The sequence below is a fragment of the Nocardia sp. bgisy134 genome, assembly GCF_965341865.1.
GTDB lineage: Bacteria > Actinomycetota > Actinomycetes > Mycobacteriales > Mycobacteriaceae > Nocardia.
Window position 1 is genome coordinate 102,586 of record NZ_CBDQZP010000022.1, and the last position, 22,696, is coordinate 125,281.

At 70.4% G+C, this 22,696-nt stretch carries 19 protein-coding genes and 1 pseudogene; 9 read left to right on the forward strand and 11 right to left on the reverse strand.

Translation table 11 applies throughout. The annotated features are described in order from the left end of the window. Positions 1-45 precede the first annotated feature (45 nt). From ACRWNM_RS31000 to pyrR, 3 genes and pseudogenes are all read right to left on the reverse strand, one after another. Positions 46-1,329 (reverse strand): annotated as a pseudogene (locus ACRWNM_RS31000) (dihydroorotase); the annotation flags it as partial. A gap of 106 nt (positions 1,330-1,435) precedes the next feature. Next, positions 1,436-2,395 (reverse strand): aspartate carbamoyltransferase catalytic subunit, encoded by a 960-nt coding sequence (locus tag ACRWNM_RS31005; protein ID WP_431971678.1) that lies wholly within the window; start codon positions 2,393-2,395, stop codon positions 1,436-1,438. 77 nt (positions 2,396-2,472) lie between these two features. Continuing rightward, on the reverse strand, positions 2,473-3,111 hold the full coding sequence (gene pyrR / locus ACRWNM_RS31010) for a bifunctional pyr operon transcriptional regulator/uracil phosphoribosyltransferase PyrR (protein ID WP_431971679.1): 639 nt from the start codon (positions 3,109-3,111) through the stop codon (positions 2,473-2,475). Positions 3,112-3,431: 320 nt separating this feature from the next. On the opposite strand from pyrR, the gene ACRWNM_RS31015 reads away from it, so the two are divergent. Next, entirely contained in the window at positions 3,432-3,899 is a 468-nt protein-coding gene (locus ACRWNM_RS31015; RefSeq protein WP_431971680.1) for an NUDIX hydrolase, read from the forward strand. A gap of 38 nt (positions 3,900-3,937) precedes the next feature. On the opposite strand, the gene ACRWNM_RS31020 is transcribed toward ACRWNM_RS31015, so the two are convergent. Further along, positions 3,938-4,072: a hypothetical protein gene (locus ACRWNM_RS31020; protein ID WP_431971681.1), complete on the reverse strand. Its 135-nt coding sequence runs from the start codon at positions 4,070-4,072 to the stop codon at positions 3,938-3,940. 62 nt (positions 4,073-4,134) lie between these two features. Between ACRWNM_RS31020 and ACRWNM_RS31025 the strand changes: the two genes are divergently transcribed. Together ACRWNM_RS31025 and ACRWNM_RS31030 are read left to right on the forward strand one after the other, a co-directional pair. Then, the gene (locus ACRWNM_RS31025) at positions 4,135-4,761 is read left to right on the forward strand and encodes an alpha-ketoglutarate-dependent dioxygenase AlkB (protein ID WP_431971682.1); all 627 of its coding nucleotides are present in this window, start codon (positions 4,135-4,137) and stop codon (positions 4,759-4,761) included. Between the two features lie 166 nt (positions 4,762-4,927). After that, a complete protein-coding gene (locus ACRWNM_RS31030) occupies positions 4,928-5,641 on the forward strand; it encodes an HD domain-containing protein (protein ID WP_431971683.1) in 714 nt (237 codons plus the stop codon). Between the two features lie 12 nt (positions 5,642-5,653). On the opposite strand, the gene ACRWNM_RS31035 is transcribed toward ACRWNM_RS31030, so the two are convergent. After that, entirely contained in the window at positions 5,654-6,238 is a 585-nt protein-coding gene (locus ACRWNM_RS31035) for a TetR/AcrR family transcriptional regulator (protein ID WP_431971684.1), read from the reverse strand. A gap of 93 nt (positions 6,239-6,331) precedes the next feature. Here ACRWNM_RS31035 and ACRWNM_RS31040 point away from each other — a divergent pair, with 93 nt between their 5' ends. The 4 genes from ACRWNM_RS31040 to ACRWNM_RS31055 all read left to right on the forward strand — a co-directional run bounded on the left by ACRWNM_RS31040 (position 6,332) and on the right by ACRWNM_RS31055 (position 9,244). Continuing rightward, positions 6,332-7,306, forward strand: coding sequence for a quinone oxidoreductase family protein (locus ACRWNM_RS31040; RefSeq protein WP_431971685.1), 975 nt, complete (start codon positions 6,332-6,334; stop codon positions 7,304-7,306). Positions 7,307-7,442: 136 nt separating this feature from the next. Then, complete coding sequence (locus ACRWNM_RS31045) at positions 7,443-7,727, forward strand: hypothetical protein (protein ID WP_431971686.1); 285 nt, start codon at positions 7,443-7,445, stop codon at positions 7,725-7,727. Further along, complete coding sequence (locus ACRWNM_RS31050) at positions 7,724-8,032, forward strand: CopG family transcriptional regulator (protein ID WP_431971687.1); 309 nt, start codon at positions 7,724-7,726, stop codon at positions 8,030-8,032. The genes ACRWNM_RS31045 and ACRWNM_RS31050 overlap by 4 nt, the downstream gene beginning before the upstream one ends. A gap of 30 nt (positions 8,033-8,062) precedes the next feature. Next, positions 8,063-9,244, forward strand: a complete 1,182-nt coding sequence (locus tag ACRWNM_RS31055) for a serpin family protein (RefSeq protein ID WP_431971688.1) — start codon at positions 8,063-8,065, stop codon at positions 9,242-9,244. 3 nt (positions 9,245-9,247) lie between these two features. On the opposite strand, the gene ACRWNM_RS31060 is transcribed toward ACRWNM_RS31055, so the two are convergent. Both ACRWNM_RS31060 and ACRWNM_RS31065 read right to left on the reverse strand, forming a co-directional pair. Beyond that, positions 9,248-10,480, reverse strand: a complete 1,233-nt coding sequence (locus tag ACRWNM_RS31060; protein WP_431971689.1) for an FAD-dependent oxidoreductase — start codon at positions 10,478-10,480, stop codon at positions 9,248-9,250. Between the two features lie 97 nt (positions 10,481-10,577). Next, positions 10,578-16,307 carry a TIR domain-containing protein gene (locus ACRWNM_RS31065; RefSeq protein ID WP_431971690.1) on the reverse strand — a complete coding sequence of 1,910 codons (5,730 nt, stop codon included), beginning with the start codon at positions 16,305-16,307 and terminating at the stop codon, positions 10,578-10,580. Positions 16,308-16,446: 139 nt separating this feature from the next. On the opposite strand from ACRWNM_RS31065, the gene ACRWNM_RS31070 reads away from it, so the two are divergent. Continuing rightward, the gene (locus tag ACRWNM_RS31070; protein WP_431971691.1) at positions 16,447-17,742 is read left to right on the forward strand and encodes an SLC13 family permease; all 1,296 of its coding nucleotides are present in this window, start codon (positions 16,447-16,449) and stop codon (positions 17,740-17,742) included. Positions 17,743-17,825: 83 nt separating this feature from the next. Here ACRWNM_RS31070 and ACRWNM_RS31075 read toward each other — a convergent pair whose 3' ends face one another. Next, positions 17,826-18,353 carry an EF-hand domain-containing protein gene (locus tag ACRWNM_RS31075; protein WP_431971692.1) on the reverse strand — a complete coding sequence of 176 codons (528 nt, stop codon included), beginning with the start codon at positions 18,351-18,353 and terminating at the stop codon, positions 17,826-17,828. Between the two features lie 299 nt (positions 18,354-18,652). Between ACRWNM_RS31075 and ACRWNM_RS31080 the strand changes: the two genes are divergently transcribed. After that, complete coding sequence (locus tag ACRWNM_RS31080; protein WP_431971693.1) at positions 18,653-20,155, forward strand: hypothetical protein; 1,503 nt, start codon at positions 18,653-18,655, stop codon at positions 20,153-20,155. A 49-nt stretch (positions 20,156-20,204) separates the two neighbouring features. On the opposite strand, the gene ACRWNM_RS31085 is transcribed toward ACRWNM_RS31080, so the two are convergent. The 3 genes from ACRWNM_RS31085 to ACRWNM_RS31095 are packed head-to-tail and all read right to left on the reverse strand — an operon-like array spanning position 20,205 to position 22,635. Beyond that, the gene (locus ACRWNM_RS31085; protein ID WP_431971694.1) at positions 20,205-21,080 is read right to left on the reverse strand and encodes an inositol monophosphatase family protein; all 876 of its coding nucleotides are present in this window, start codon (positions 21,078-21,080) and stop codon (positions 20,205-20,207) included. After that, positions 21,059-21,745 (reverse strand): hypothetical protein, encoded by a 687-nt coding sequence (locus ACRWNM_RS31090; RefSeq protein ID WP_431971695.1) that lies wholly within the window; start codon positions 21,743-21,745, stop codon positions 21,059-21,061. Before ACRWNM_RS31090 ends, ACRWNM_RS31085 begins: the two co-directional genes overlap by 22 nt. Next, positions 21,745-22,635 (reverse strand): hypothetical protein, encoded by an 891-nt coding sequence (locus tag ACRWNM_RS31095; RefSeq protein ID WP_431971696.1) that lies wholly within the window; start codon positions 22,633-22,635, stop codon positions 21,745-21,747. The genes ACRWNM_RS31090 and ACRWNM_RS31095 overlap by 1 nt, the downstream gene beginning before the upstream one ends. Positions 22,636-22,696: the final 61 nt, after the last annotated feature.

The window sequence follows — 22,696 nt, forward strand, 5'->3', positions numbered from 1 at the left end:
TACCGCCTCCGGGCCCGTCGCTCGCGCCGCGGAACCCAAGCCGACCGCCTTACCCTCCCGGGCGGTCACCCGGCCGCGCAGCACCGTCGCCGTCACTTTGGCCGGGAAGGTCATCGCCTCGAACGGCGTGTTGTTCGAGATGCTGGCCAGCTCGGCGGCGCGCACCGTCCAGGTGGCGTCCGGGTCGACCAGGGTGAGGTTCGCGGGCTCGCCCACCTCGAGGGGGCGGCCGTGGTCGTCGAGTCCGACGATCTGCGCGGGACGCTCGCTCATCACGCGGGCCACGCCGCGCCAGTCCAGCAGCCCCGGTCGCACCATCGTCTGCACGATGATCGACAGCGCGGTCTCCAGCCCGAGCATGCCCGGACGTGCTACGGCGAATTCGCAGCATTTGTCCTGTTCGGCGTGCGGGGCGTGGTCGGTGGCCACGCAGTCGATGATGCCCTCGGCCAGCGCCCGGCGCAGCGCCGCGGCGTCGGAGGCCTCGCGTAGCGGCGGGTTGACCTTGTTGACCGCGTCGTAGGTCTCCAGCCGCGAGTCGTCGAGCAGCAGGTGGTGCGGCGTCACCTCGGCGGTGATCGAAATGCCCTGGGACTTGGCCCATTTCACCAGTTCCACGGTGCCCGCGGTGGAGGCGTGGCAGATGTGCACGCGCGCGGCCGCGTCCCTGGCGAGCAGCGCGTCGCGGGCCACGATCGACTCCTCGGCGGCGCGCGGCCAACCTGCCAGGCCGAGCCTGGCGGCGGTCGGGCCTTCGTGCGCGACCGCGCCCTTGGTGAGCCGCGGCTCCTCCGCGTGCTGGGCGATGAGCACGCCGAGGGAGTTCGAGTACTCCAGCGCACGGCGCATGATCAGCGGGTCGTAGACGCAGTGGCCGTCGTCGGAGAACATGCGCACCGCGCCGACTCCGGCGGCCATGGTGCCCATCTCGGCGAGCTGCTTGCCCTCCAAGCCGACCGTCACCGCGCCCACCGGGAACACGTCGACGAGGCCGACCTCCTGACCGCGCCGCCAGACGTGATCGGTGACGACCACCGAGTCGGCGACCGGGTTGGTGTTGGCCATGGCGAACACGGCGGTGTAGCCGCCCAGCGCGGCGGCGGCGGAGCCGGTCTCGATGGTCTCGGTGTCCTCGCGGCCCGGTTCGCGCAGGTGGGTGTGCAGATCGACGAAGCCGGGCAACAAGATCTGGCCCTGCGCGTCGATGATCTCGGCGTCCACGATGCCGAGATCGGTGCCGATCTGCCGGATCTCGCCGTCGGCGACGAACACGTCGACCGGCTCGCCCTCGCCGTAGATCAAGGCCCCCTTGATCAACAGCCCACTCATGCTGTCTCCTTTCGGCCCGAGCGGGGGCTCTCCGTGGTTACGCGAGCTGCCTCCTCCGAGCCCTGACCGCTCATGCCGGGCGTCACCTTCCGCTCGTCGTTGCCGTTCATGCCACCGCCTCCTGCGCGCCGACCAGCAGGCGGAACAGCACCGCCATCCGCAGGTGCACGCCGTTGGTGACCTGCTGCAGGATCGCAGCCTTCGGCGAGTCCGCCACGGCGGAGGCGATTTCCATGCCGCGCAGCATCGGGCCGGGGTGCATGACCACCGCGTGCTCCGCGAGCAGCGCGAGCCTGCGCTCGGACAGCCCGTAGCGCACCGAGTACTCGCGCGCCGACGGGAAGAAACCGCCGTTCATGCGCTCGGCCTGCACGCGGAGCATGAGGACCGCGTCGGCGCCGGGCAGTTCGGCGTCCAGGTGGTGCGCGACCCTGGCGGGCCAGGCTTCGACGCCGATCGGCAGCAGCGTACGCGGCGCGACCAGCACCACCTCGGCGCCGAGGGTGTGCAGCAGGAAGACGTTCGAGCGCGCCACCCGGCTGTGCAGGATGTCGCCGACGATCACGACCCGCTTGCCCTCGATGTCGCCGAGCCGCTGACGCAGCGTCAGCGCGTCGAGCAGTGCCTGGGTCGGGTGTTCGTGCATGCCGTCGCCCGCGTTGATGATCGCCGGACCGGAGGCCCGGCCCTCGGCGCGCGCCCATCCGTCCATCCAGTGCGCGATCTGGTGCGCGGCGCCGGAGGCGGGGTGGCGCACGATCAGCGCGTCCGCGCCCGCGGCGTGCAGGGTCAGCGCGGTGTCCCGCAGCGATTCGCCCTTGGACACCGACGAGCTGCTCGCGCTGACGTTGATCACGTCGGCGCTCATCCACTTCCCGGCGACCTCGAAGGACACCCGGGTGCGGGTGGAGTTCTCGTAGAACACGGTCATGACGGTGCGGCCGCGCAGGGTCGGCAGCTTGTGCACTTCGCGGCCGAGCAGCGCCTGCTCGAAGCGCTCGGCCTCGTCGAGCAGCTCGGTCGCGGCGGCGCGGTCCAGATCTGTGACGCTCAGCAGATGTCTCACGCCTCGGCCTCCTGGGTCATGCGGGACACCCGCACCCGGTCGGCTCCGATGAGCAGGGCTGCGCAAATGTGGCTCATCTACGCCTCCTCCTGGTGCAAATAAACCCCGTCTCGGCCGTCGTGTTCGGTCAGCAGCACGGAGATGTCCTCCGACCGCGAGGTGGGCACGTTCTTGCCGACGAAGTCGGCGCGGATCGGTAGTTCACGGTGGCCGCGGTCGATCAGCACGGCCAGCTGCACGGCGCGCGGCCTGCCGAGGTCGCGCAGCCCGTCCAGGGCCGAGCGCACGGTGCGGCCGGAGAACAGCACGTCGTCGACGAGCACCACGAGCGCGTCCTCGATGCCGCCGTCGGGCACCGACGTGCGCTCCAGCGGGCGGTGCGGACGGCTGCGCAGGTCGTCGCGGTAGAGGGTGATGTCGAGCGAGCCGAGGGCCGGGCGGACGCCGGAGAATTCCTCGATCTTGTCGGTCAGCCGCGCGGCCAGGGTGGTGCCGCGAGTCGGGATGCCGATCAGCACCACGCGCGGCGACACGGCCTCGTCGGAATCCAGCGCGGTCTTCTCGATGATCTGGTGCGCGATGCGCGCGATGGTCCGGCCGACGTCGGAAGCCGACAACAGCTCCCGCCCCGCCGACACCCATTCGGGTGTGTGCCGCTGAGAGTGCGTCGTCTCGGCAGCGCCGGACTTGGCGGCCCGATCTCCGGGCACGGCCATGCCGACCTCCTTCCCCGCCTCACCGGACGGTCCGTTAAAGGATGTCTTTACGGCTAGCAGCGTAACAGCGCCTCCGACCGGGCTTTCACCAGGCATATCGGCCTGTGAGCTGCCCCACGAACCGGCTGTGAGCGGTGCCACCTGCCGCGGGTTGTGAGGCGACGGCGCGCGTTCATGTCGCGCCCGCCGAAGGGTGCTTGCCGTTTCGGAGTACTGCGGACACCGGTTGTTTCGTCGGTCGAAGACGGGAAGTGAACGGCGGCAATAAGAGATCGCGGGTGTCGCCGAGGCGGGATAGGGTCCGGCGGGAGGTTGCGGGGATGAGTTTCAGGCTGGCGGCGTATGCCGTATGCGTCGAGGACGGGCGGGTGTTGCTCGCCCATCACGTCGCACCGAGCGGCGAAACCACCTGGACTCTTCCAGGCGGTGGAGTCGAGCACGCGGAGGATCCATTCGACACGGTGATCCGTGAGCTCGCCGAGGAGACCGGCTGCCACGGGGTCGTCGAACGCCTGCTCGGCGTGGACTCGCGGGTGATCCCCGCGGCCGCCGCGCGCGCCGGAGCCGAGCACCAGAACGTCGGTGTCTTCTACGGCGTCCGGATCACCGGCGGCAGGCTCCGGCCGGAACCCAACGGAGCGACCGCCGAGTCGGTCTGGACTCCGATCCCCGACGTCGCCCGCCTACGCCGGTCATCACTCGTCGACATCGGCCTCGCGCTGGCTCGATCCCTTCCGGCGACCGGCCACGTCGCTCCCGTCCCGGTCAGCGGCTTGATCCAGCACTGACGCGCCACCTGTGGTCCACGGTCGCCGCGGGGCGAGCGCTACCGGCGAATCGCCGTGACGATCCCGGTGGTCGGGTCGCCTGTATCGGCGGGGCGGCCCAGCGCGGCGGTGGCGATCTGGAGATCGACGACGCGGAGTCGCGCGCCCGCCGCGACGGCGATCGCGCGGGACATCCTCGGCCGCATGTGAGCGCGGGTATGTGCACATATGTTCGAATGGAGGTAGGGTCGGGCGGGTGACGGCATGGCTGCAGGGTTCGCTGTTCGACGGGTTCGGGGACGCGCGCCTCGGCTCGCTCGACGGCACGCAGCGCACGGCACTGTCCGACGGCGCATGGGTCGACGTGCGCCCCGGATGGCTCAGCGGAGCCGACGCGCTGTTCGACCGGCTGGCGCGGGAGGTCCCGTGGCAAGCCGAGCGCAGGCCGATGTACGACCGGGTGGTCGACGTCCCCCGGCTCCTGCATTTCTATGACGAACAGGCGGATCTGCCGGACCCGATCCTCGGCGAGGCGCGCGACGCGCTCGGCCGCTACTACGCCGCCGAACTCGGCGAACCGTTCCGCACGGCGGGCCTGTGTTACTACCGCGACGGGCGCGACAGCGTGGCCTGGCACGGTGACACCTCGGGTCGCGGGGCGACGCACGACACCATGGTCGCGATCCTGTCCCTCGGCGCACCGCGCGCCCTGCTGTTGCGGCCGCGCCGGGGCGGCGCGAGCATCCGCTACCAGGTGGGACACGGCGATCTGCTCGTGATGGGCGGCTCCTGCCAGCGCACCTGGGAGCACGCGGTGCCCAAGACGCGCAAACCGGTCGGCCCTCGGATCAGCATTCAGTTCCGTCCGCGCGACGTGCGCTGAGCCCAGCCCTGCCGCACCTCGCGGAATCCGAACCGAAAATGGTTGGCGGCGAAGCGCATTCGCCGCCAGCCGAGTACATCCACGCGCGAGAATCACTCCGGTCCATCAGGTGAACAAAGTGTCGCAGGGCACTGCGCGCGGCCGGTCGGCCCGATAGATTGGCGGTATGAGCAATCCTGGGGCGGGAGTCTTGGCCGTGATGCCGCTGCACACGATCAGCGAGGTCTATGGCGAGGCGGGACTGCGCGAACGACTGCTGCTCGAGATCGCGGAACTGCCGGACGAGGATCGCCTCACCGAGGCGCTCGACCTGGCCTCCGAGTTGCACCGCGACGATCGCTACGGCCGCGAACCCTATCTGAATCACCTACTGCGCGTGGCGATCCGGATCGTCAGCCACTACGAGGTGCGCGACGCCGACGTGGTGGCGGCGGGATTGCTGCACGATTCCGTGGAAGACCACCCGGCCGAGCTGGCGGGAACGCGCGCGGGCTCCCCTACCGACGCCGCGCTCACCGAACTGTCCGAGCGCTTCGGCGGCCGGGTCGCCGAGCTCGTCGCCGCCGTCACCGTCCCCGAGCCCGACCCCGAGCGCGACAGCCACGAGCAGTACCGCGATCACGTCGCGTCGACCCTGGATCGCGCACCGTGGGCGCGCGTCGTCAAGCTCTCCGATTTCACCGACAACGGCGTGGGCATCCTCTACGCCGACGGGCCGATCATGCGCAAGCTGGCCGTTAAGTACCGCCCGCTCACCGACGTCTACCGCGATCTGGTGAGCAGGCCGGACACACCCCTGGCCGACCACGTCAAGCAGCACATCCTCGGCCAGCTCGATCGCGCCGACGAACGCTTCGAAGCCATCCTCGCGCGCGACTGACCGGCCGGCGTCTCAAGCGGACTCGGGGGCGCGCAGCACCGACGCCACGAGTTCGCGCATCGCGGCGCGCAAGCGATCCGCCTCCCCCGCGCGCACCATCCCGGAAGCGAGCTCACCACCCAACGGCGCGAGCAGCAGTGCGCCGACCGCTTCGGCGTCCAGATCCGGGCGCGCCTCGCCGAGCATCGCGGTGATGTGCGCGGCCCAGAACGCGTGGAACTCCTCGCGCCTCGGGTGCGGCGGCACCGCGTTGTAGGCCACGACGAGTTCGACGTTGTCGATCACGAGGTCGGTCATCGCCGCGAAGTAGGCCGACAGGCGTTCGGCGGCGGGTGCGCCGGGCCCGAGCGGCGGCGGGCCGCTGGAGACGGCCTCCATCAGGGCCACCGCGGGTTCGGCGACCAACTCGTGCAGCAGGCCCGCCCTGCTGCCGAAGCGGTGGAAGATGGTGCCTTTGCCCACCCCCGCCATGGCCGCGACCCGGTCCATGGTGACGCCCTCGGCCCCGCGCTCGGCGAGCAGCGTCCTGGTCGCGTCCAGGATCGCGCGCCGGTTGCGGGCGGCGTCGGCCCGTTCCCGGGTCCGCCCCTCGGACATGTCATCCGCCTTCGTCGTTGACAAAGTTGACCGACGGTCCATATCGTCGTGCGAGAAATATCTGGACCGTCAGTCAACTTATGGGAGTTCTCGATGCGAGCAATCGTAATGACAGGGGTGGGCGGGCCCGAGGTGCTGGTTCCGCGCGAAGTGCCACAGCCGCGGCCGGGCGCGGGCGAACTGGTCGTCCGGGCGGAGGCGATCCCGGTGCTGTACCCGGAAGTCGCGATCCGCGCGGGCAGTTTCCCGACGCCCGCCGAGCCGCCGCTGGTGTTCGGCTTCCAGGCCGCCGGTGTCGTCACCGAGACCGGGGCGGGCGTCGATCCCGGCCTGATCGGGCGTCGAGTGGCGGTGGCCACCAACGGTTCCGGCGCCTATGCCGACTTCGTCGTCGCGGCTGCCGCGCAGGCGACGTCCATCCCGGACGGCATGGACGCCGCCGTCGCCGCCGCGGTGCTGATGGGCGGTTCGGTCGCGACCGCCCTGATCGACACGGCCGCGCCCACCGCGGGCGAGACCGTGCTGATCGAAGCGGCCGCGACCGGCGTCGGCGCGTACCTCACCCAGTACGCGGTCCGCCGGGGTGCGCGCGTCATCGCGACGGCGGGCGGACCCGACAAGGCCGCGCGAGCGCGTGAACTCGGGGCCGCCGACGTCGTCGACCACAACGATCCGGAGTGGACCGACCGCCTCCGCAGCGTGCTCGGCGGCACGACACTGGACGTCGTGTTCGACGCGATCGGCGGACCGGCGACACCGGCGTTGCTCGACCTCATGACGCCGTTGCGCGGGCGCATGCTCGGCTACGGCTTCCTCTCCGGCGGTCCCGCGCCGATCACCGCGATCGACCTCGTCACCCGCGGGCTGACCTTGATCGGTTGCGCGGGCCCCGCATGGCTCGGCAAGGTGGCGGGCTACCGCGCGGCGGTCCTCGCCGAGGTCGGAGCCGGAACGCTCCAGCCGCTCCTCGACGCGACGCTGCCCCTCGACCAAGCGGCCCGCGCCCACGAACTGCTCGAACAGCGCGCCGCGTTCGGCACGATCATCCTGCGCCCGGACCAGGCCTAGCGACCGACCGTGCCCGCGCGCCGAGAAGCGCGCAGGCACGATCATCCGGCCGTCCCCCGCCCTTCGACGCAGCTGGGCACCTGAGTATCCGAAGTCAGGTACCACGCGGGTGGTACCCGGCCGGTACGATCGGGATGTGGCCTACGAATGGTGGTACGGCATCTCGACGGTTCTGGCCCTGGCCGGGATCGAGCGCCACGAGGTGATCGAGGTGCTCTATGCCGACCGTCGGTGGCCGCGCCGTGGCGTCGACCCGGTGACCGGGGTTACGGCGCTGACGATCTGGGGTCGCACCGATGACGGGCGACCGTTGATCGTCACCCTGCGAATGCTGGACGGCTCCGATCATCAGGTCGTGGCAGCCCAGCCGATGACGACGGATCAACTCCAGGAATTCAGCACGTGGGAGAAGATGCGATGAGCAACACCGAATGGCCCGACACTCCCGAAGAGGTGGCCGCTCTCGCCGCCCGTCTGGAATACAGCGACGAACCGGTCGAGCTGCCCCCGACCCCCGGCCCCGAAGGCATCATGGTGTCGCGGTCGCTGAAGATGCCGATCGAGCTGGACGCGCGGATCAAGACCGCGGCCGCCGATCGCGGTATCACCCAGTCCATGCTGATGCGCCAGCTGCTCGAGACCGGGCTCGCCGCGATCGAGCACGACCACCCGATCTCGCTGACCGATGCCATCCGCGCGCTCTCCGGTCTGGCCAAGCCCGCCTGACCCCCTGCCTGTCGCGACTATCGTGACGGCGTGGGGAGCACAGTGGACACACGGGTAGCCGCCGTCAACGACCTGACCGCGCGGTGGGTCGCCGCGGCGGGAGAGGACGATTTCGTCGTCTCGGGCGCCGGGCTCTGGCCGCTGCTCGCCCTGCTCGCCGGGGCCGCGTCGGGACCCGCCCGCACCGAGTTGGAAGCCGCCATCGGGCTGCCCGCCGAGGCGGCGCACGATGCCGCGCTGGAGCTGACGCGGATCATGACCGAGTCCGATGACGTGTCCGCGGTGCTCGGCGCGTGGTTCGCCGAGACGCTTCCGCTGCGCCGCGAGTGGACCGACACCATGCCGCCGGACACCATCGGGCGGCTGACCGGGCAGGACGCGCTCGACGCCTGGGCCGCGCGCGGGACCGGCGGGTTGATCGAACGGTTCCCGCTGTGCCTCACACCCGACACTCTCGTGGTCTTGGCGACCGCGCTGGTAGCCAAGACCCAATGGCGCGAGTCGTTCGACGAGACCGTGCTGTGCCCCGAATCCGGGCCGTGGCGCGGGATCAGGGGTCGCGGCCTCGCGCGATCCACCGGCGACCTCACCGCGGTCGCCCTCCTGGACGGCCAGGACCCGGTGACGCGCGTGGTGGTCACCGGGACCGCCGACCTGGACGTGCACCTGCTGCTCGGCTCGTCCGCACCGGACGCCGTGCTCGCCACCGGCCTCGCGGCCCTCACCGGACCGACGCCCGGCCACGCCGAGCTGTCGCCGGGAACCCCCGGACCCGGGCTGCGGGTCTCGCACTATCGTTCGCCGCTGCCCGGCGACCGGCTCGATATCCGGATGCCGCCCTTCGAGATCCGCTCCTCGCACGATCTGTGCGCCACACCCGAACTGTTCGGCCTGTCCGCTGCCATGACGACCGACCACGGCCACTTTCCGGCGATCTCGCCGCAGGAACTCGCGATCGCCCAGGGCGCGCAGGACGTGCTGGCGCGCTTCACCCGCGACGGTTTCGAAGCCGCGGCCGTCACCGCCGTGGCCGCCAGGGCGGTGAGCATGCCGCTGCCGGGCGACCATCTCGTCACCCGCGTCGACGTCGTCTTCGATCGGCCGTTCGGCTTCCTCGCCGTGCATCGCGAAACCGGGCTCGCCGTGGTCGCGGGCTGGGTCTCGCGGCTACCGAGGCACCCTGACGACGGGGCGGAGCCCTTGTTCGTCTAGTCCTCAGTGCGCCCGGCGTGCGAAATCCGGTGCGTGCTCGGGCAATATCCCGCGGGCGATCAGCAAGGCCGGAACGCCGCGCAACACCGGGACGCGCCGCAGGATCCGCAGCGGCAACGGCGCGTTGCCCGCGCGCGAGAGGTCCACTCGACCCGACAGGGCGGGCCCGATGGCCCAGGTGTGCAGCGACCGCTGCATGCCCTGCGTGACGACGGTCGGCAACCAGCGGCGGCGCTGCACCCTGGCCAGCTCCCGGACCCGCACCCGTCCGGAAAGGAGGGGCGCGGCAAGGATTCTCGCCGCCGCGACCGCGTCCTGTACCGCGAGGTTGATGCCGACGCCGCCCGCCGGGGACATGGCGTGCGCGGCGTCGCCGAGGCACAGCAGGCCGTCGATGTACCAGCGTTCCAGGCGGTCGAGCTGGACGTTGAGGAGCTTGACCTCGTCCCAGCTGTGCAGCGCGTCGACTCGGTCGGTCAGCCACGGTACGGCCTCGGCCATTTCGCGCAGAATCGCCCCGACGGGCCCGCGCCGCGCCTCTGCGTCGCTGCCTTTGGCGATGAGGGTGGCGCACTGCCAGTAGTCGCCACGATCGAGCATGACGGCGGCGCGGCGCGGGGTGACGAGCGGAATCGCGCCCGCGGGATCGATCCCGGTGCGCGGCAGGCGAAACCACCACACGTCCATCGGCGTGGGCCAGCGGCGTGGACGCAGCCCGGCGGCGGCCCTGAGCACCGAATCGCGTCCATCGCAGGCCACCGTGAGCACGGCCTCGATCGAACCGGTGCCGCCCTCGGTAGTCCGGTACCGCACACCCGTGACCCGGCCGTCGGCGTGGATCAGGCCGGTGGCCTCGGTGTTCCTCCGCAGCCGGAAGCCGGGTTCGCGATCGGCGGCGCGGGCGAGCAGGTCGAGCAGATCCCACTGCGGCACCATGGCGATGTATTTGTGTTTGCCGGGCAGGGTGTTCAGCGTCGCCAGGGTCTGCAACGAGCCGCCGACCGGCAGCTGCACCGATTCCAGCCGCCGCGCGGGCAGTTTCGCGAACTCCTCGCCGAGGCCGAGTTCGTCGAGCAGGTCGAGGGTGGTGGGGTGCACGGTGTCACCGCGGAAGTCGCGCAGGAAGTCGCCGTGTTTCTCCAGCACGGTGACCTCGACGCCGGCGCGGGCGAGCAGCAGGCCGAGCACCATGCCCGCGGGCCCGCCACCGACCACCAAACAGGTCGTTCGTTCCATCGACGATCTCCCCTCGCACGGCGATCAACCTCTCGGGCGAGTCCGATGGTATGTCGTGCGCGCGGTCTCTCGGCGCAGGACGACGAAGTACGACCCCCTACAGCGGCGCGTCCACCGGAACCTGCTCGACCTCCGGCAGGTAGGAGTCCAGCTCGCCGGACTCGAAGCGGGTCATGCCGATGACGTGCCAGAACTGTCCGGCGATATCGCCCTCGAACTTGTAGCGCCCGTCGGGGGTGAGCGCGGCCCAGCCCTCGGGCAGGCCGAGCAGCACCGCGCGCACGGCGGGCGCGACGTCGCGGCCGTTCGGGAGGGTCCACAGGATCGCGCTGCCGTCGTCTCCGCCGCTGGCCAGCCGCCTGCCCGCCGGGTCGAAAGCCAGCGACCAGACTCGCCGCTTGTGGCCCTCCATGGTGTGCAGATGTCGTCCGGTCGCCATGTCCCACAGGCGAATCACCAGGTCGTCGCCCGCCGTGGCCAGCGTGCCGGTGTGCGGGTCGATGGCCGAGGTCCACAGCCTGCCGGTGTGCCTGGTCAGCTCGTGCAGGCAGTCCCCCGACTCGACGTCCCAGATGCGCGCCGTGGCGTCCCACGACGCGCTGGCGAGCCGGTCGCCGTGGAAGGCCACCGAGTAGACCCGGTCGCCGTGGCCGCGCAGCGCCCGCAGGAATCGCCCGGACGACACCTCCCAGAGCCGCACCACCGAATCGTCGCAGCCGGTGGCCATCAGGGTGCCATCGGCGTTGAACGCGATGGAGCGCACCCGGCCGCGGTGTTCGGCGCAGACGGCGTGCAGCGCGCCGGTGGAGCGGACCCAGACGATCACGGTGTCGTCGTCGTTGGCGGTGGCGAGGAAATCGCCGGTCGGGTCGAAGGCGATCGTCCAGATCGGCGCCGACTCCACGGTGATGTGTCGTTCGAAGCCGTCGGCGTCGAGATTGAACAGGCTCAGCCGCCCGTCGTTGCCGACGGTGGCGAGCTGGCGTGGCTGCGCCGAGCTGAACACCGCCGCTTCGAAGGTGAGCAACCGGTCGTCGCTGCCGATCAGACGGCGAATCAGCCTGCCCGACACCGGATCCCACAGTCGCACCACGCCGTCGTTGCCGCAGGCGGCGAGCAGGTCGCCGCCGCAGTTGAAACTCACCGAGGTGACCTGGCGGCCGTGCCCGGTGAGAATGTGGCGGCACACGCCGGTCGCCGGATCCCAGAGCCGGGTGGTGAACTGGTCGTCGGTGATGGCCAGCTGGGCGCCGTCGGGCCGGAACGCGAAGGGCCAGATCGACCCGGTGTGCGCGGTGAGCCGGTGCCGCAGCTGCGCCGATTCGCTCTCGCGCAGGCAGACCAGTCCCGCGCTGTCCCCGGAGGCGAGCACCGCGCCGCTCGGATCGAAGGCCAGCCAGTAGATGGCGGCGGTGTGTTCGGTGGGCGCGTGCCGCGCCGCGCCCGTTTTGACGTCCCAGGTGCGCAGTCCGCCATCGGTGTCTCCGCTGGCAAGCAGCGGGAGGGTGGGATGGAAGGCCAGGGTGTAGACGCGCCCGGTGTGCCCGGCCAGTGTGCGGACCGGACGGCGGGTGGCCGGGTCCCACAGCGTCAGCGCGCCGTCCACGCCGCCGACCGCGAGCACCGAACCGGACGGATCGAACGCGATGCGGAACACCGAGCCGCCCGCCCCCGCGAATTCGCCCTGCTGGCTCCCGGTTTCGATATCCCAGAGCCGGACGACGCCGTCACGGTAGGCCGCGGCCAGCATCGTGCCGTGCATGGCCAGGCTGTAGATCAGCTCCCGCCCGCCCGACGCGGGCACGCATTCGTGGCGCAACTCGCCGCCGGGCAGCGACCACAGTCGCAGCACGCCCTCGGCGTCGCCGGTCACCAGCAGATCACCCGCCGGGCTCAGCAGCACCGGCCACGGCCAGTTCTGGTGGCCGGGCAGAATACGGCGCAGTTCGCCGGTCATCGCGTCCCAGATGCCGACGGTGCGGTCGTGCGAGCCGGTGATGAGCACCGAGTCGGTGAACGCCACCGCGAAGGTGCGGGCGCGATGGGTCTGCAACGTGCGCAGCGGGCGGCCGGTCTCGGTGTCGCAGATCAGGACACCGCCGTCGTCGCTGCCGATCGCCAGGGTGCCGCCGTCCGGGCTGTAGGCGACCGGCTGCGGCAGCCTGCCGTGCCTGGCGTGGAAACCGTGCCGGACGCCGATGGCCGCCGGGGCGAATTCGGTCTGCGCGGCGGTACCCGGCACCCACGCGGCGCCGCGCATATCGGTGCCGATCGGTGCGCCGATCACGTCCAGCAGCGCGGCCCTCGGCCAGCGGCTGCCCGTTCCCCGCGCGCCGGTCAGGTCGGTGCGGGCCAGCCGCGCCCTGGTCAGGTCGGCGTCGGTCAGATCGGCCCCGACCAGCACGGCCTCGTCGAGCCGGGCGCCGACCAGCCGCGCGCCGCGCAACACCGCGTGCGTGAGATTCGCGCCTACCAGCCGCGCGCCGGTCAGGTCGGCGCCGCTGAGGTCCACCCCTTGCAGGTCGCGGTAGGACAGGTCCTCGCCCGCCAGCGCCGCGCCGCGCAGGTCGGCGGTCGGCGCGGTGCGCAGCCGGGTGGTCACCCGCAACGCGTTGGTGCGCGAGTTGTCGTCGCAGGCGGAGTCGGCCAGCACCGCCTCGGCCCAGCCGCGCAATGCCTGGGTGTCGGCCAGATCGCACAGGAAGTCGATGGACAGCTGTGACAGCTGCGCCTGCGCGAGCTGCGACGGCGTGGCCGCCCCGGCCGCGAACTGCTCGGCGACGTGGTTCGCCACGAGCCATTCGGTCACCGAGGCGTGGATGAAGCCGAAGAGGTTGTCCTCGGTGCGCACCAGCAGACTGCCCGAGCCGATGGCGTGCGTCGACTGCTGCACCGACATCCGGTGCGGGCCGCTCAGCTCGACGAGATCCCTTGCCACCTCGGTCAACTCGGCCAACCGCAGGTACGGCTCGCCCTTGTCCCAGATGCGCAGCGCGAACGCGGTGACCGCCAGCCACAGCTCGTCCAGGCGCAGGCCAGGCGGCGATCCCGCGACGGTCGCGGTGCGGTCGACCTCGTACGTCAGCCACGAGTCCAGGATTTCCCGGTACAGCCCGGCCGGACCGACCGCCTGCTTCGCGCCCGCGGCGGCGCGCAGGCGGCGCTCGTCCAGATCGGCGATGAAGCTGAGCATGCGCGGATTCTGCGCCAGGCCGAGCAGGTCTTCGATGCCGGTGATCAAGCGCATCCTGGCGTCGGCGCGGCGCGCGTCGCCGCCGTACCGGTTGACGAGGAAGGCGCGGATCTGCGCGGGAGCGAAGTCCTCGATGCTCACGATGCGCCGGTCGTGGAGCAGACCCACCCGCTCGCCGAGGGCGGTCAGCACTTGGGCGCGCGACTCGAAATGCTGGGTGCGGCTGGCCACGATGATCTTCGCCTTGCCGACCGCCGCTTGCAGCAGCGTCTCCAGGTGGTCGGCGGCGAATTCGTAGCTGATACGGGTGACGAGCTCGTCGAAGCCGTCGAACAGCAGCACCACCCGGCCCTCGCGCAACATGTACCGCAGCGCCTTCAAATCGATGCGGTCCTCGCCGTGGTTCGCCAGGTGGGCCGCGACCAGCCCGTCCACCGAATGGGTTTTGTCGAGGGTGCGCAGTTCGATGAGGATCGGCACCAGCGCGGGCTTGGTCTCGGTGATGCGGCGGGCCAGCTCCCGCAGCGCGAAGGTCTTGCCGCGCCCGAAATCGCCGAGCAGCAGCACGAATCGGCCGTGGTCGGCGCTGACCATACCGAGCAGTTCGCCGACCAGGTCGTCGCGGATCAGCTGATCGCCGTGCTCTAGCACCCGAAAGCGTTGCGGCACGTACAGTTCCGGCGGATACCTGCGGTCCGAACGCAGCCCGGCGGCCTGCGCGGCGAGATAGCCGTCCAGGTCGAGCAGGCCCTGGAACTCGGTGAAACTGCGCACCCGCAGGCCGTGGCTCGCGGCCTCCTCACGCAGCGACCGCGGCGGCGGCGCCCCGCGGTAGACCAGCTCCGAACCGTATTCCGGGTCGTGGCCGAGGAAGTCCTCGATCACCTGCCTGGTCATATCGCCCACGTGCACGCCGACCCGCCACTGCGCCACCACCTCGTCGCGCTGGTGGGTGATGAACAGGTGCGGCGGGTCCACCTCGACACGGCGGATCCGCGCGCCCGGGTACCGCGTGTCGCACACTTCGGCGACGCGGTCGAGCAGCCTGCGGTGCGGGTCGACGATCGCGGGCGCGTCGGCGGCGGGCGCCAGCGCCTCCGGTTCCTCGGCGGCCAGTTCCGCCACCGCGGCCGTGGTCAGCGCAGCGGTGGAGTGAATCCACGTGTGTTCCAGCCGCGCTCCCGGCTCGCCGGGCGTCGCGTCCTGAGCGCTGTAGCGCGCCAGACCCTGGGCGGTGATGTGCACGATCTCGTCGCGGCCCGGCGCGGCGGCGGGCAGTACCGGCAGCACGCCGCCGAGCCGATCCAGGTGCCGTCCGCCGGGTCCCGGTCCGTGCAGCACCAGGTGCAACCGACCGCCGAGCAGCCGGGACAGCGTCTCGGCGTCGCGCAGCAGCGCCGGGTCGTGCGCGGCCGCCGCGGAGCCGGGCACCGGATCGTGCCGCAGCACGCCGACGCGCAGCCAGCCGAGTTCCTCGAAGGCGCGTAGTCGTTCGGCGAACCAGGCGGCCTGGGGTTCGCCGATGCTGCCGTAGTCGTCCTCGGCGCGGTGGGTCGCGGCCATCGTCGAGTTCAGACCCGCGATCACCACCCGCAGTTCGGGGATCGGGAACAGGGTCCACGGCTGCCCGACGTCGAACACCAGGTGGTCCAGCCCCTGGTACAGCTCGCCGAACAGGCGCGCGAACTGCTCGAGCTTGGGGAAGTACGGCGGCTGCGGGGTTCGTTCGCGCGCTTCGCAATTCAGGAAGTAGGCGTGACAGGCCACCTTCGACACGTCGTGGTTGCCCGGCACGACGATCAGGCGGTCGGGTTCCAGGCCGAGCAGCACCCGCAGCCCCGTGAGGAACGACAGCGCCTCGTCCACTTCTCGCGGCCGCCCGGATTCGGTCAGATCGCCGCTCACCACGATCAGGTCCGGTCGGGGCGCGCCGCGGTCGACGAGGTGCGTGACGTTCGCCCAGATCCTGGACTGGAGTTCGCGCGCGGTGGCCGGTTCGTCGCGTCCGAACAGCCCGCGTCCGAAGCGCGGCCCCGCCACGTGCAGCACGCTCACGCCCTCGCGGTGCTCTTCCCGCGCACCGCCGGGAAAGGGCGGGGCCGCGACGGGCGTCCGGCGGCCGAGCGCGGATTCCACCGTGCCGTCCTGCTCCTCGCCGGCGAGCGACGGCAGCGCCGCGTGACCGTCGTGCGGGAAGCCGGGCTCGATCCGCGGCTTGGCCCGGCCCGCGAGCATTTCCGCCACCCGGTCGAGCAGCGTCCGCCGCGCCTCCTCGGCCGTCGTGACGTTCAGCAGGTCCAGGTAGGTGAGGGTCGCGAGCAGTCCCTCCAGCGCGCAGTCGGCGATGCGCACCGGCAGCAGCTTGCCGGGATCGGTGCGGAAGGCGGCCTGCCACTCCATGGTTCCGTAGCGCGAATTCAGGTAGTTGTCCGAGAGCACGGCGATGACCACCGTCGACTCGCGCACCCCGCGATCCATGAAGTCGATGAAGTTGGTTCCCGGTACGAAATCCCATGCCTGGATCAGGGTTCGATACCCGGCGGCCTCCAACTGCCAGGCCAGCCAGGTCGCCCACCGCCCGTCCGCCGGGGAGTAGCTGATGAAGAAGTCCCGCGCCCGCCCCTGCTCTGTCACGCCCCCAGTATGCCAAGCCGCTCCCCGCACGGGGTGCCGAAAACAACTGGCACGGTATGTATCACGTCGTGAGCGGCGGGGCCTCGGTCGGGGCGGAGCACGGCGCGGATGCGGGTGCCGCGGCGCGCCGGATGCCATGATGAGTTACGTGCCCGATCACGTCGACTCCGCGCCGTGCCCTACGTCGTCGCCCGATGTGGCGGCGGCGGACCGCCCGCGCAAGGGGCTCGGCGTCCGATCCGCGCTTCGAAGCCTCAGCGTCCTGGATTGGGTGCGGCTCGGTCTGCTGGCGGCGGGGCTGCTGTGCGTGCTCACCGGCCTGCTGCCGGGCGACGAGGCGGCCGAGAACATGCGCCGCATCGGTCCGCTGCTCCTCTTCCTCGGCAGCGTCATCGTGCTGGCCGAATTGACGAGGCAGGCGAAGGTTTTCGATGTCATCGCGCACCGCGTGGCGATCCTCGGGGGTGGGAACTACGCGGCGCTGTTCGCGTTGTGCGTGCTGTTCGCCTCGGCGACGACCATCCTGCTCAATCTGGACACCACCGCGGTGCTGCTGACACCGGTCGTGCTGGCGCTGGCCGGGCCTGCCCGCATCCCGCCGCTGCCGCTGGCGATGACCACGTTGTGGCTGGCCAACACCGCGAGCCTGCTGCTTCCGGTGTCGAACCTGACCAATCTGCTGGCCGCCGACCGGGTGGCGCTGCACGCCACCGAGTTCGCGGCGAGAATGTGGGCGCCGCAGCTCGTTTCGATCGCCGCCACCATGCTGTGCCTGTGGATCTGGTTCTGGCGGCGCGACCGCCGCGGCAGCGACCGCTACATTCCGCCGGAACCGGTCCGCCCGCGCGACGCGAAGGAACGCACGCTGCTGTACGCGACGGCGGGGGCGTGCCTGCTGTTCATCGTCGCCATACCGATCCTCGGCGAGAGCATCGAGATCGCGGCGGTGCTCGCCGCGGCGATCGCGGTCGTCGCCTTCGCGCTGTTCGACCGGTCGGCGCTGCGCTTCTCGCTGATTCCGTGGCGGCTGCTGGTCTTCGTGGTGGGACTCTTCCTGGTGGTGCCGACGCTGAGCCGCCTCGGCCTCTCCGACGTGATGCACACGCTGATCGGCGACGACGTGGGCGCTGCAGGCGCCTTCCGCGCCGCGGCCGCGGGCGCGGCGCTGTCCAATGTCGCGAACAATCTGCCCGCCTACACCGCGGGCGAGGCGGTGGTGCCGCCGGAGAACGGCGATCAACTGCTCGCCCTGCTGATCGGCACCAACGTCGGCCCGGTCGTCACGCCGTGGGCGTCGCTGGCGACGCTGCTCTGCCTCGAGTTCTGCCGCACGCACGGCGTGCGCGTCCCGATGAAGCGATTCGTCCTGACCGGGCTAGGACTCGCGCTGCTCGCCACTACGAGCGCGATCGCCGCGCTGCTCGTCACCGGTTGAGCGGCAGCACACAGCAGTCGGACCAAGTGCTCCCAGCGCATGGTGCGCCGCTCGAAGCACTTGGTCCGAGACGAGACAGACGATCAGACGCCCAGCAGCGGAGCGTCGAGCTTACCCTCGGCGTACGCCCTTACCGCAGCGCACAATTCGTCGATCGAGAGGTACCCGTCGCCGTCCACGTCGATCTGGTGGAAGGCGTCCATGGCATCCGCGTCGCCACCGATCGCCTGCAACCACCTGGCGAACTCCGGCGGGCTGATCTGCCCGTCGCCGTCGGCGTCGCAGAGCTGAACCATCGCCATGATGTGGGGTCGTACCGTAGCGGCCCATTCCGCGGCGCCGCCGCCGATGATCCCCGCCCCGATACTTTCGAACTGTTCGCGCGACATCGATTCGGTCGAGCCGGCCTTTTTCGAGAGGTAGTTCCAGAGGTCGTTGTATCCATTCATGACGGCGCGGCCTCGGGGTGAGTTTTCGGATTCCCCGAACGCCGCGAGGATCCGGCGTCCCTCGGATTCGAAGTCTTCACGCTCGAGTCGGCCGTTGCCGTCGCGGTCCCAAAGGTCGAACCTGGCCGAAAGTCGTTCCTGAACGGGTTGTGCTGTCGTCATGTCACCACTCCCATATGTCAGGTGTCGCGAGTCGCTTGTGCGGTCGCTGACGAAGATCGATTGAACCCTCGGGGTGTTGCTTGGTCAAGGGAAAGACCATGGATGCGCCGGGCGCGGCCGACCCGGCTCGTGACGGCGAGTTATCCCGAAAGTGCCTGCTCAGGTGCATACACTGGCGCCGGCATTGCCCAGCTGGTCCGCCGGCATCGTTGTCCGGCAACGCGGCGACGACAAGCTCGTTTCACGCGCCGAGCGCCCAGGAGAGCCGAAGCGAAATCCCCTACCGAAGGGACTGGCCCATGCAAGAGGTAATGGCCCTGCGTGACAGCCGGCAGGCCAGGATCCGGAAGCACGAGTTCTTCGAGTGGCTGCACAGCGATTCCGTGGCGATCGAGGACCGGCTGAAATTTGCGCCGATGGCGGCATTTTTCGTGATGCAATTCCGGGATATGAACCGGTGGGTGTTGCGCTTCCCGACGGTGCGCGACGAATTCGAATGGGTCATCAATCTCGGAACCCAGGAGGACGAGCGGCACTCCCGAATGTTCCTCGAGGACTGGCGCGAACTGAAACTCGACGAGCATCTGCGCTGGACCGCGAGCGACGCACTGTGGTGGCTGTTCCTCTCCCCCGATCAGGAAGTCTTCCGACGCAGTGGGGTCGAGTTCGTGTCTCTCGCGGTCGAAGACGGCGACGATGCGTTGATTCGGTTCGGGCACTCCGAGGCCGGTGAGGCGACCGGACACGTCATGCTCGGCAACACCGCCACGATCGCCGCGATGCTCGCCGACAAAACCGGTCTGAACTACCGCTACTTCGGTCCCTACCACCTCGGCCTGGAGTCCGGGCATGTCGCCAACACCGAAGGCGTGTTCGAAGGAGCCGTGCTCGATCCGGACCGGCGCGGGCAGGCAAAAGACCTCTGCAACCGCATGTTCGACATTTTCGAGCGCATCTTCGACGGATTCCTGTACTACGGCCGCACCTATGTCGACACTCGAACGGTCCCGCGTCGCACTCGGGAGAGGACCCGCGCGCAGGCCGAGTGGACCGCACCGCCGCTGACGATCACCGCGGGCAACCGACGAGAGGCCGAGGTCGCTCGCCTGCTGTCGCAGCGCAAGGCGCAGGTCGCCGCCCATCCCTTCTACAGCTGGCTGCGCGAGGACAACGGCCTGTCGCCTGCGCAGAAACTCAGGCGCTTCATTCCGATGTGGGTGATGGACATCCTAGGCTACCGCGACTTGAACCGATACGCCATGTCGTACGCGGACCCACAGAACGCGGCGCAGGAGGCTGTGAACGCCTGGGCCATGCGGCTATCCGCACACAGTGACCTGTTCCTGTCCGACTGGGACGCACTGGATCTCGATACGCTGCTGGGGCATACCGCCAGTGACACGCTGGAGTTCCTCTTCCTCGACCAGGACATGGACCTGCACCGGGAGAACATGATCGAGTTCGTCAAGCTCGCCCAGCGCTATCGTGACCCGGCGGTTCGCTGGTGGATGATGGCCGCGCTGGAATCGACCGGCGAGCAGTTCTTCCTGCACACCCGGCACCTGGCCGCCACCGTCGAGAAGGAAACGGGACTGCGTCTCGATTACCTCAGCGGCCGACACGATGCGCCGGACGTCGGCGCCAACACCGGCGGTGACGTGGACGGCGTTCCGCCCGCACGGCTTTCCGCCGAGGGACTACGCATCGCCCTCGAGGTGGTGGACCACGTGTTCGATTCGATGGAGGCGCAGCTCTGGCGGTCGCTGGCGGTGGCACGCGCCAACAAATTCGACGTCGCGTGAGCTCGTGGCGGGACTCGGCCGTCAGCTCCGGCTAGGGCCGGGTCCCGGCCTAGCCGCCGAGACCGGTCACGGTGACGTCGGCCGCCGACTTCACCAGAAGCGTCAGGTCGGAGAGCACGTCCGGCCGCGCGGCGAGGAAACTGACCTCCTGGCCGGACGGATCGATCCGGTCGTCGAGCGGCTCGCCGTCGAAGCCCGTGACGGCGATGCCGGATTCCCGCGCGATGAGACTGCCCGCGGGCAGATCGACCACACCGGCGCGATAGCCGACGAAACCGTCGATATCGCCGCGGCTCAACATGATCCAGCACAGCAGCGGCGACCACAGCTGGATGAGCCGCCGTGCACCGGATTCCAGGGTGAGGCGCAGCGCGCGAGCCGTCGGGTCGGTGCGGGCGACCGGATAACCCTGGAGCCAGGCCAAGGTCGGCCCGGCGGTCGGCGGAGGTGTCTGCGGCTGGTGCAGCGGACCCTTCGGGCCGGTGGCGCCGTACCCGCGCCTGGCCGACCAGGTGCACCCCGTGGTCGGCTCGTGCACGACGCCGAACACCGGAACACCGTAGTGACACAGGGCGATTCCGATGGAGTACACCGGCAGGCCGACGGCGATGTTGTTGGTGCCGTCGAGCGGGTCGACCACCCAGCACCACGCCTCGTCCGCGCCGTCCAGCAGGCCGGACTCCTCGGCCAGGATGCGGTGGTCGGGGAACGCGGCGCGCAGCCGGTCCACGATGACGGCCTCCGAGCGCAGATCGAGGACGGTGACCAGGTCGCCGGAGCCGCCTTTGGGGCGCACGTCCAGCGCGCCGCCCAATCCGGCCTGGATCGCGCGCCCCGCCTCGGCGGCCGCGGCGATCGCGACGGCGGCGGCGAGGTCGACGACGGCGGCGTTCGGCGCCGCGTTCACGGTGTTGCCGGGTCGCATCGCTCCTCCAGGTCTTCGGGCAGGGACTGGTCGGTCAATCGATTCAGGACGGCCCGGGCCAGCGCACCGGTCTCCGCCTCCGTGCACGTGACGCGGTGCACCCAGTGATCGTCGCCGCCGAGCGGGCCGAGCGACAGATCGGGTTCCCCGGGCCGGTACTCGCCCAGCACCAGGGTGGCCGCGGCGCCCGGCACATCGGACACGTGAAACACGCCGTGGCGCAACGTGTACACGTCGCCGTCGCGGAAGAACTCCCTGGACCGCACGCGGTAGCCCGCCAGCCGCTGCGTCGCGCGCACCAGATCGCCCTCGGCGCCACTGTGCACCTCGAAGATCCGGTGGGTCGGCCGAGCGTCCGCGGTGATGTCGATGATCTCGTTGATCACCGTGCCGTACAGCACGCTGCTCACCAGGTCCCAGCTGTGCGCGTGCATCGTCGAGGTGGTCGGGTGCGGCCGCGCGTCGGCACTCCAGACGTGCAGGCACACCCCGAGCGTTCCCCCGCGCCAGATGGGAAAACACGCGAACCCCAACGGATGTCGCACCGCGGCCACCGCCGTGCGCCCCGCGAGCAGACCCGCGAGATAGTCGCGCGCCCAGCCGCGCACCGCGGTCCCCGCCCGGTCGGCGGTGATCAGGGAGCGAAGCTCGGCGTAGGCGTCCATCAGTACGGATTCCTCGGCTGCAGCGCCCGGCGCACGACATCGGCCACGTCGCGGTCGGTGTAGGAGGTGGGCAGGCTCAGCCCGAGCGCGTCGAACAGGGCGCGCGCCTGATCGACGGAAGGCTCGTCGGCCAGCGGCAATTCCTCGCTGCGGCTCAGCGGGACCTGACGGGTCTGTTTGAAACTGGCCACCAATTCGCGGCTGAAATCGCGGTAATAGGGCTTGTCACGCTCGAACATGAGCGCGGGGGTGTTCGGGTTGTCCTGGGTGACGATGACGCAGCTCGAGGACAGATCCCAGCGGAAGGTGGTCATCACCGAGGAGAGCCCGACGTCGATGGTCAGGAACGTGAACCGCTGCCGGTACCAGCAGGCGGCCAGCACCGTCGCGAACGCCTCCTTGCGGGTGCGCTCGGTGGTCCACAGCTCGCCGGTGCGGTCGGCCTCCGGCGTGAGCGAGGAGCGGAACTGCGCGTAGGTCTTGCACAATGGCTCGTTGGTCGGGTCGAGGATCTCCAATTGCATACGCAGCGGCCGTTGTTCGCGCCGGGCGTTCTCCACGCAGGCCCGCAATGTGACGGCCCTGATGTAGGTTCCGGTGCCGCCCTTGAAGATCCACTGTTCGGTGTCGCGCCGGGCCAGCGTGTGCGCGTGCCCGATCTCGGGGCCGTAGAGCAACCGCACCGAGGACGCGTCGCGCACCGCCTGCGCCGACAGGTGCCGGTCGCGCAGCAAGGTGGTCGCCAGCAGGCCGAGCACCAGCAGCACAACGGCGTTCACCTGGTCGACGTCGATCAGATCGAGCACCGCGAGAATTCCGACGACCAACGCGAGCAGCAGTGCGACCACGCCGTCGATGTTGTTCCGCAGCCAGCTCAGCAGCCGTGCCATGCACCGCCCTCCCCTGTGGTTTCCCCCAGGATAAGCGCAGGCGCGCCGACGGGGCGAGCGA

Coding starts and splice junctions, on each gene's coding strand:
- pyrR (WP_431971679.1), bottom strand. CDS start 3,111: ATGGCCGTGCCCGGAGATCGGGCCGCCAAGTCCGGCGCTGCCGAGACG.
- ACRWNM_RS31015 (WP_431971680.1), top strand. CDS start 3,432: ATGAGTTTCAGGCTGGCGGCGTATGCCGTATGCGTCGAGGACGGGCGG.
- ACRWNM_RS31020 (WP_431971681.1), bottom strand. CDS start 4,072: ATGTCCCGCGCGATCGCCGTCGCGGCGGGCGCGCGACTCCGCGTCGTC.
- ACRWNM_RS31030 (WP_431971683.1), top strand. CDS start 4,928: ATGAGCAATCCTGGGGCGGGAGTCTTGGCCGTGATGCCGCTGCACACG.
- ACRWNM_RS31035 (WP_431971684.1), bottom strand. CDS start 6,238: ATGTCCGAGGGGCGGACCCGGGAACGGGCCGACGCCGCCCGCAACCGG.
- ACRWNM_RS31040 (WP_431971685.1), top strand. CDS start 6,332: ATGCGAGCAATCGTAATGACAGGGGTGGGCGGGCCCGAGGTGCTGGTT.
- ACRWNM_RS31050 (WP_431971687.1), top strand. CDS start 7,724: ATGAGCAACACCGAATGGCCCGACACTCCCGAAGAGGTGGCCGCTCTC.
- ACRWNM_RS31060 (WP_431971689.1), bottom strand. CDS start 10,480: ATGGAACGAACGACCTGTTTGGTGGTCGGTGGCGGGCCCGCGGGCATG.
- ACRWNM_RS31070 (WP_431971691.1), top strand. CDS start 16,447: ATGAGTTACGTGCCCGATCACGTCGACTCCGCGCCGTGCCCTACGTCG.
- ACRWNM_RS31075 (WP_431971692.1), bottom strand. CDS start 18,353: ATGACGACAGCACAACCCGTTCAGGAACGACTTTCGGCCAGGTTCGAC.
- ACRWNM_RS31080 (WP_431971693.1), top strand. CDS start 18,653: ATGCAAGAGGTAATGGCCCTGCGTGACAGCCGGCAGGCCAGGATCCGG.
- ACRWNM_RS31085 (WP_431971694.1), bottom strand. CDS start 21,080: ATGCGACCCGGCAACACCGTGAACGCGGCGCCGAACGCCGCCGTCGTC.
- ACRWNM_RS31090 (WP_431971695.1), bottom strand. CDS start 21,745: ATGGACGCCTACGCCGAGCTTCGCTCCCTGATCACCGCCGACCGGGCG.
- ACRWNM_RS31095 (WP_431971696.1), bottom strand. CDS start 22,635: ATGGCACGGCTGCTGAGCTGGCTGCGGAACAACATCGACGGCGTGGTC.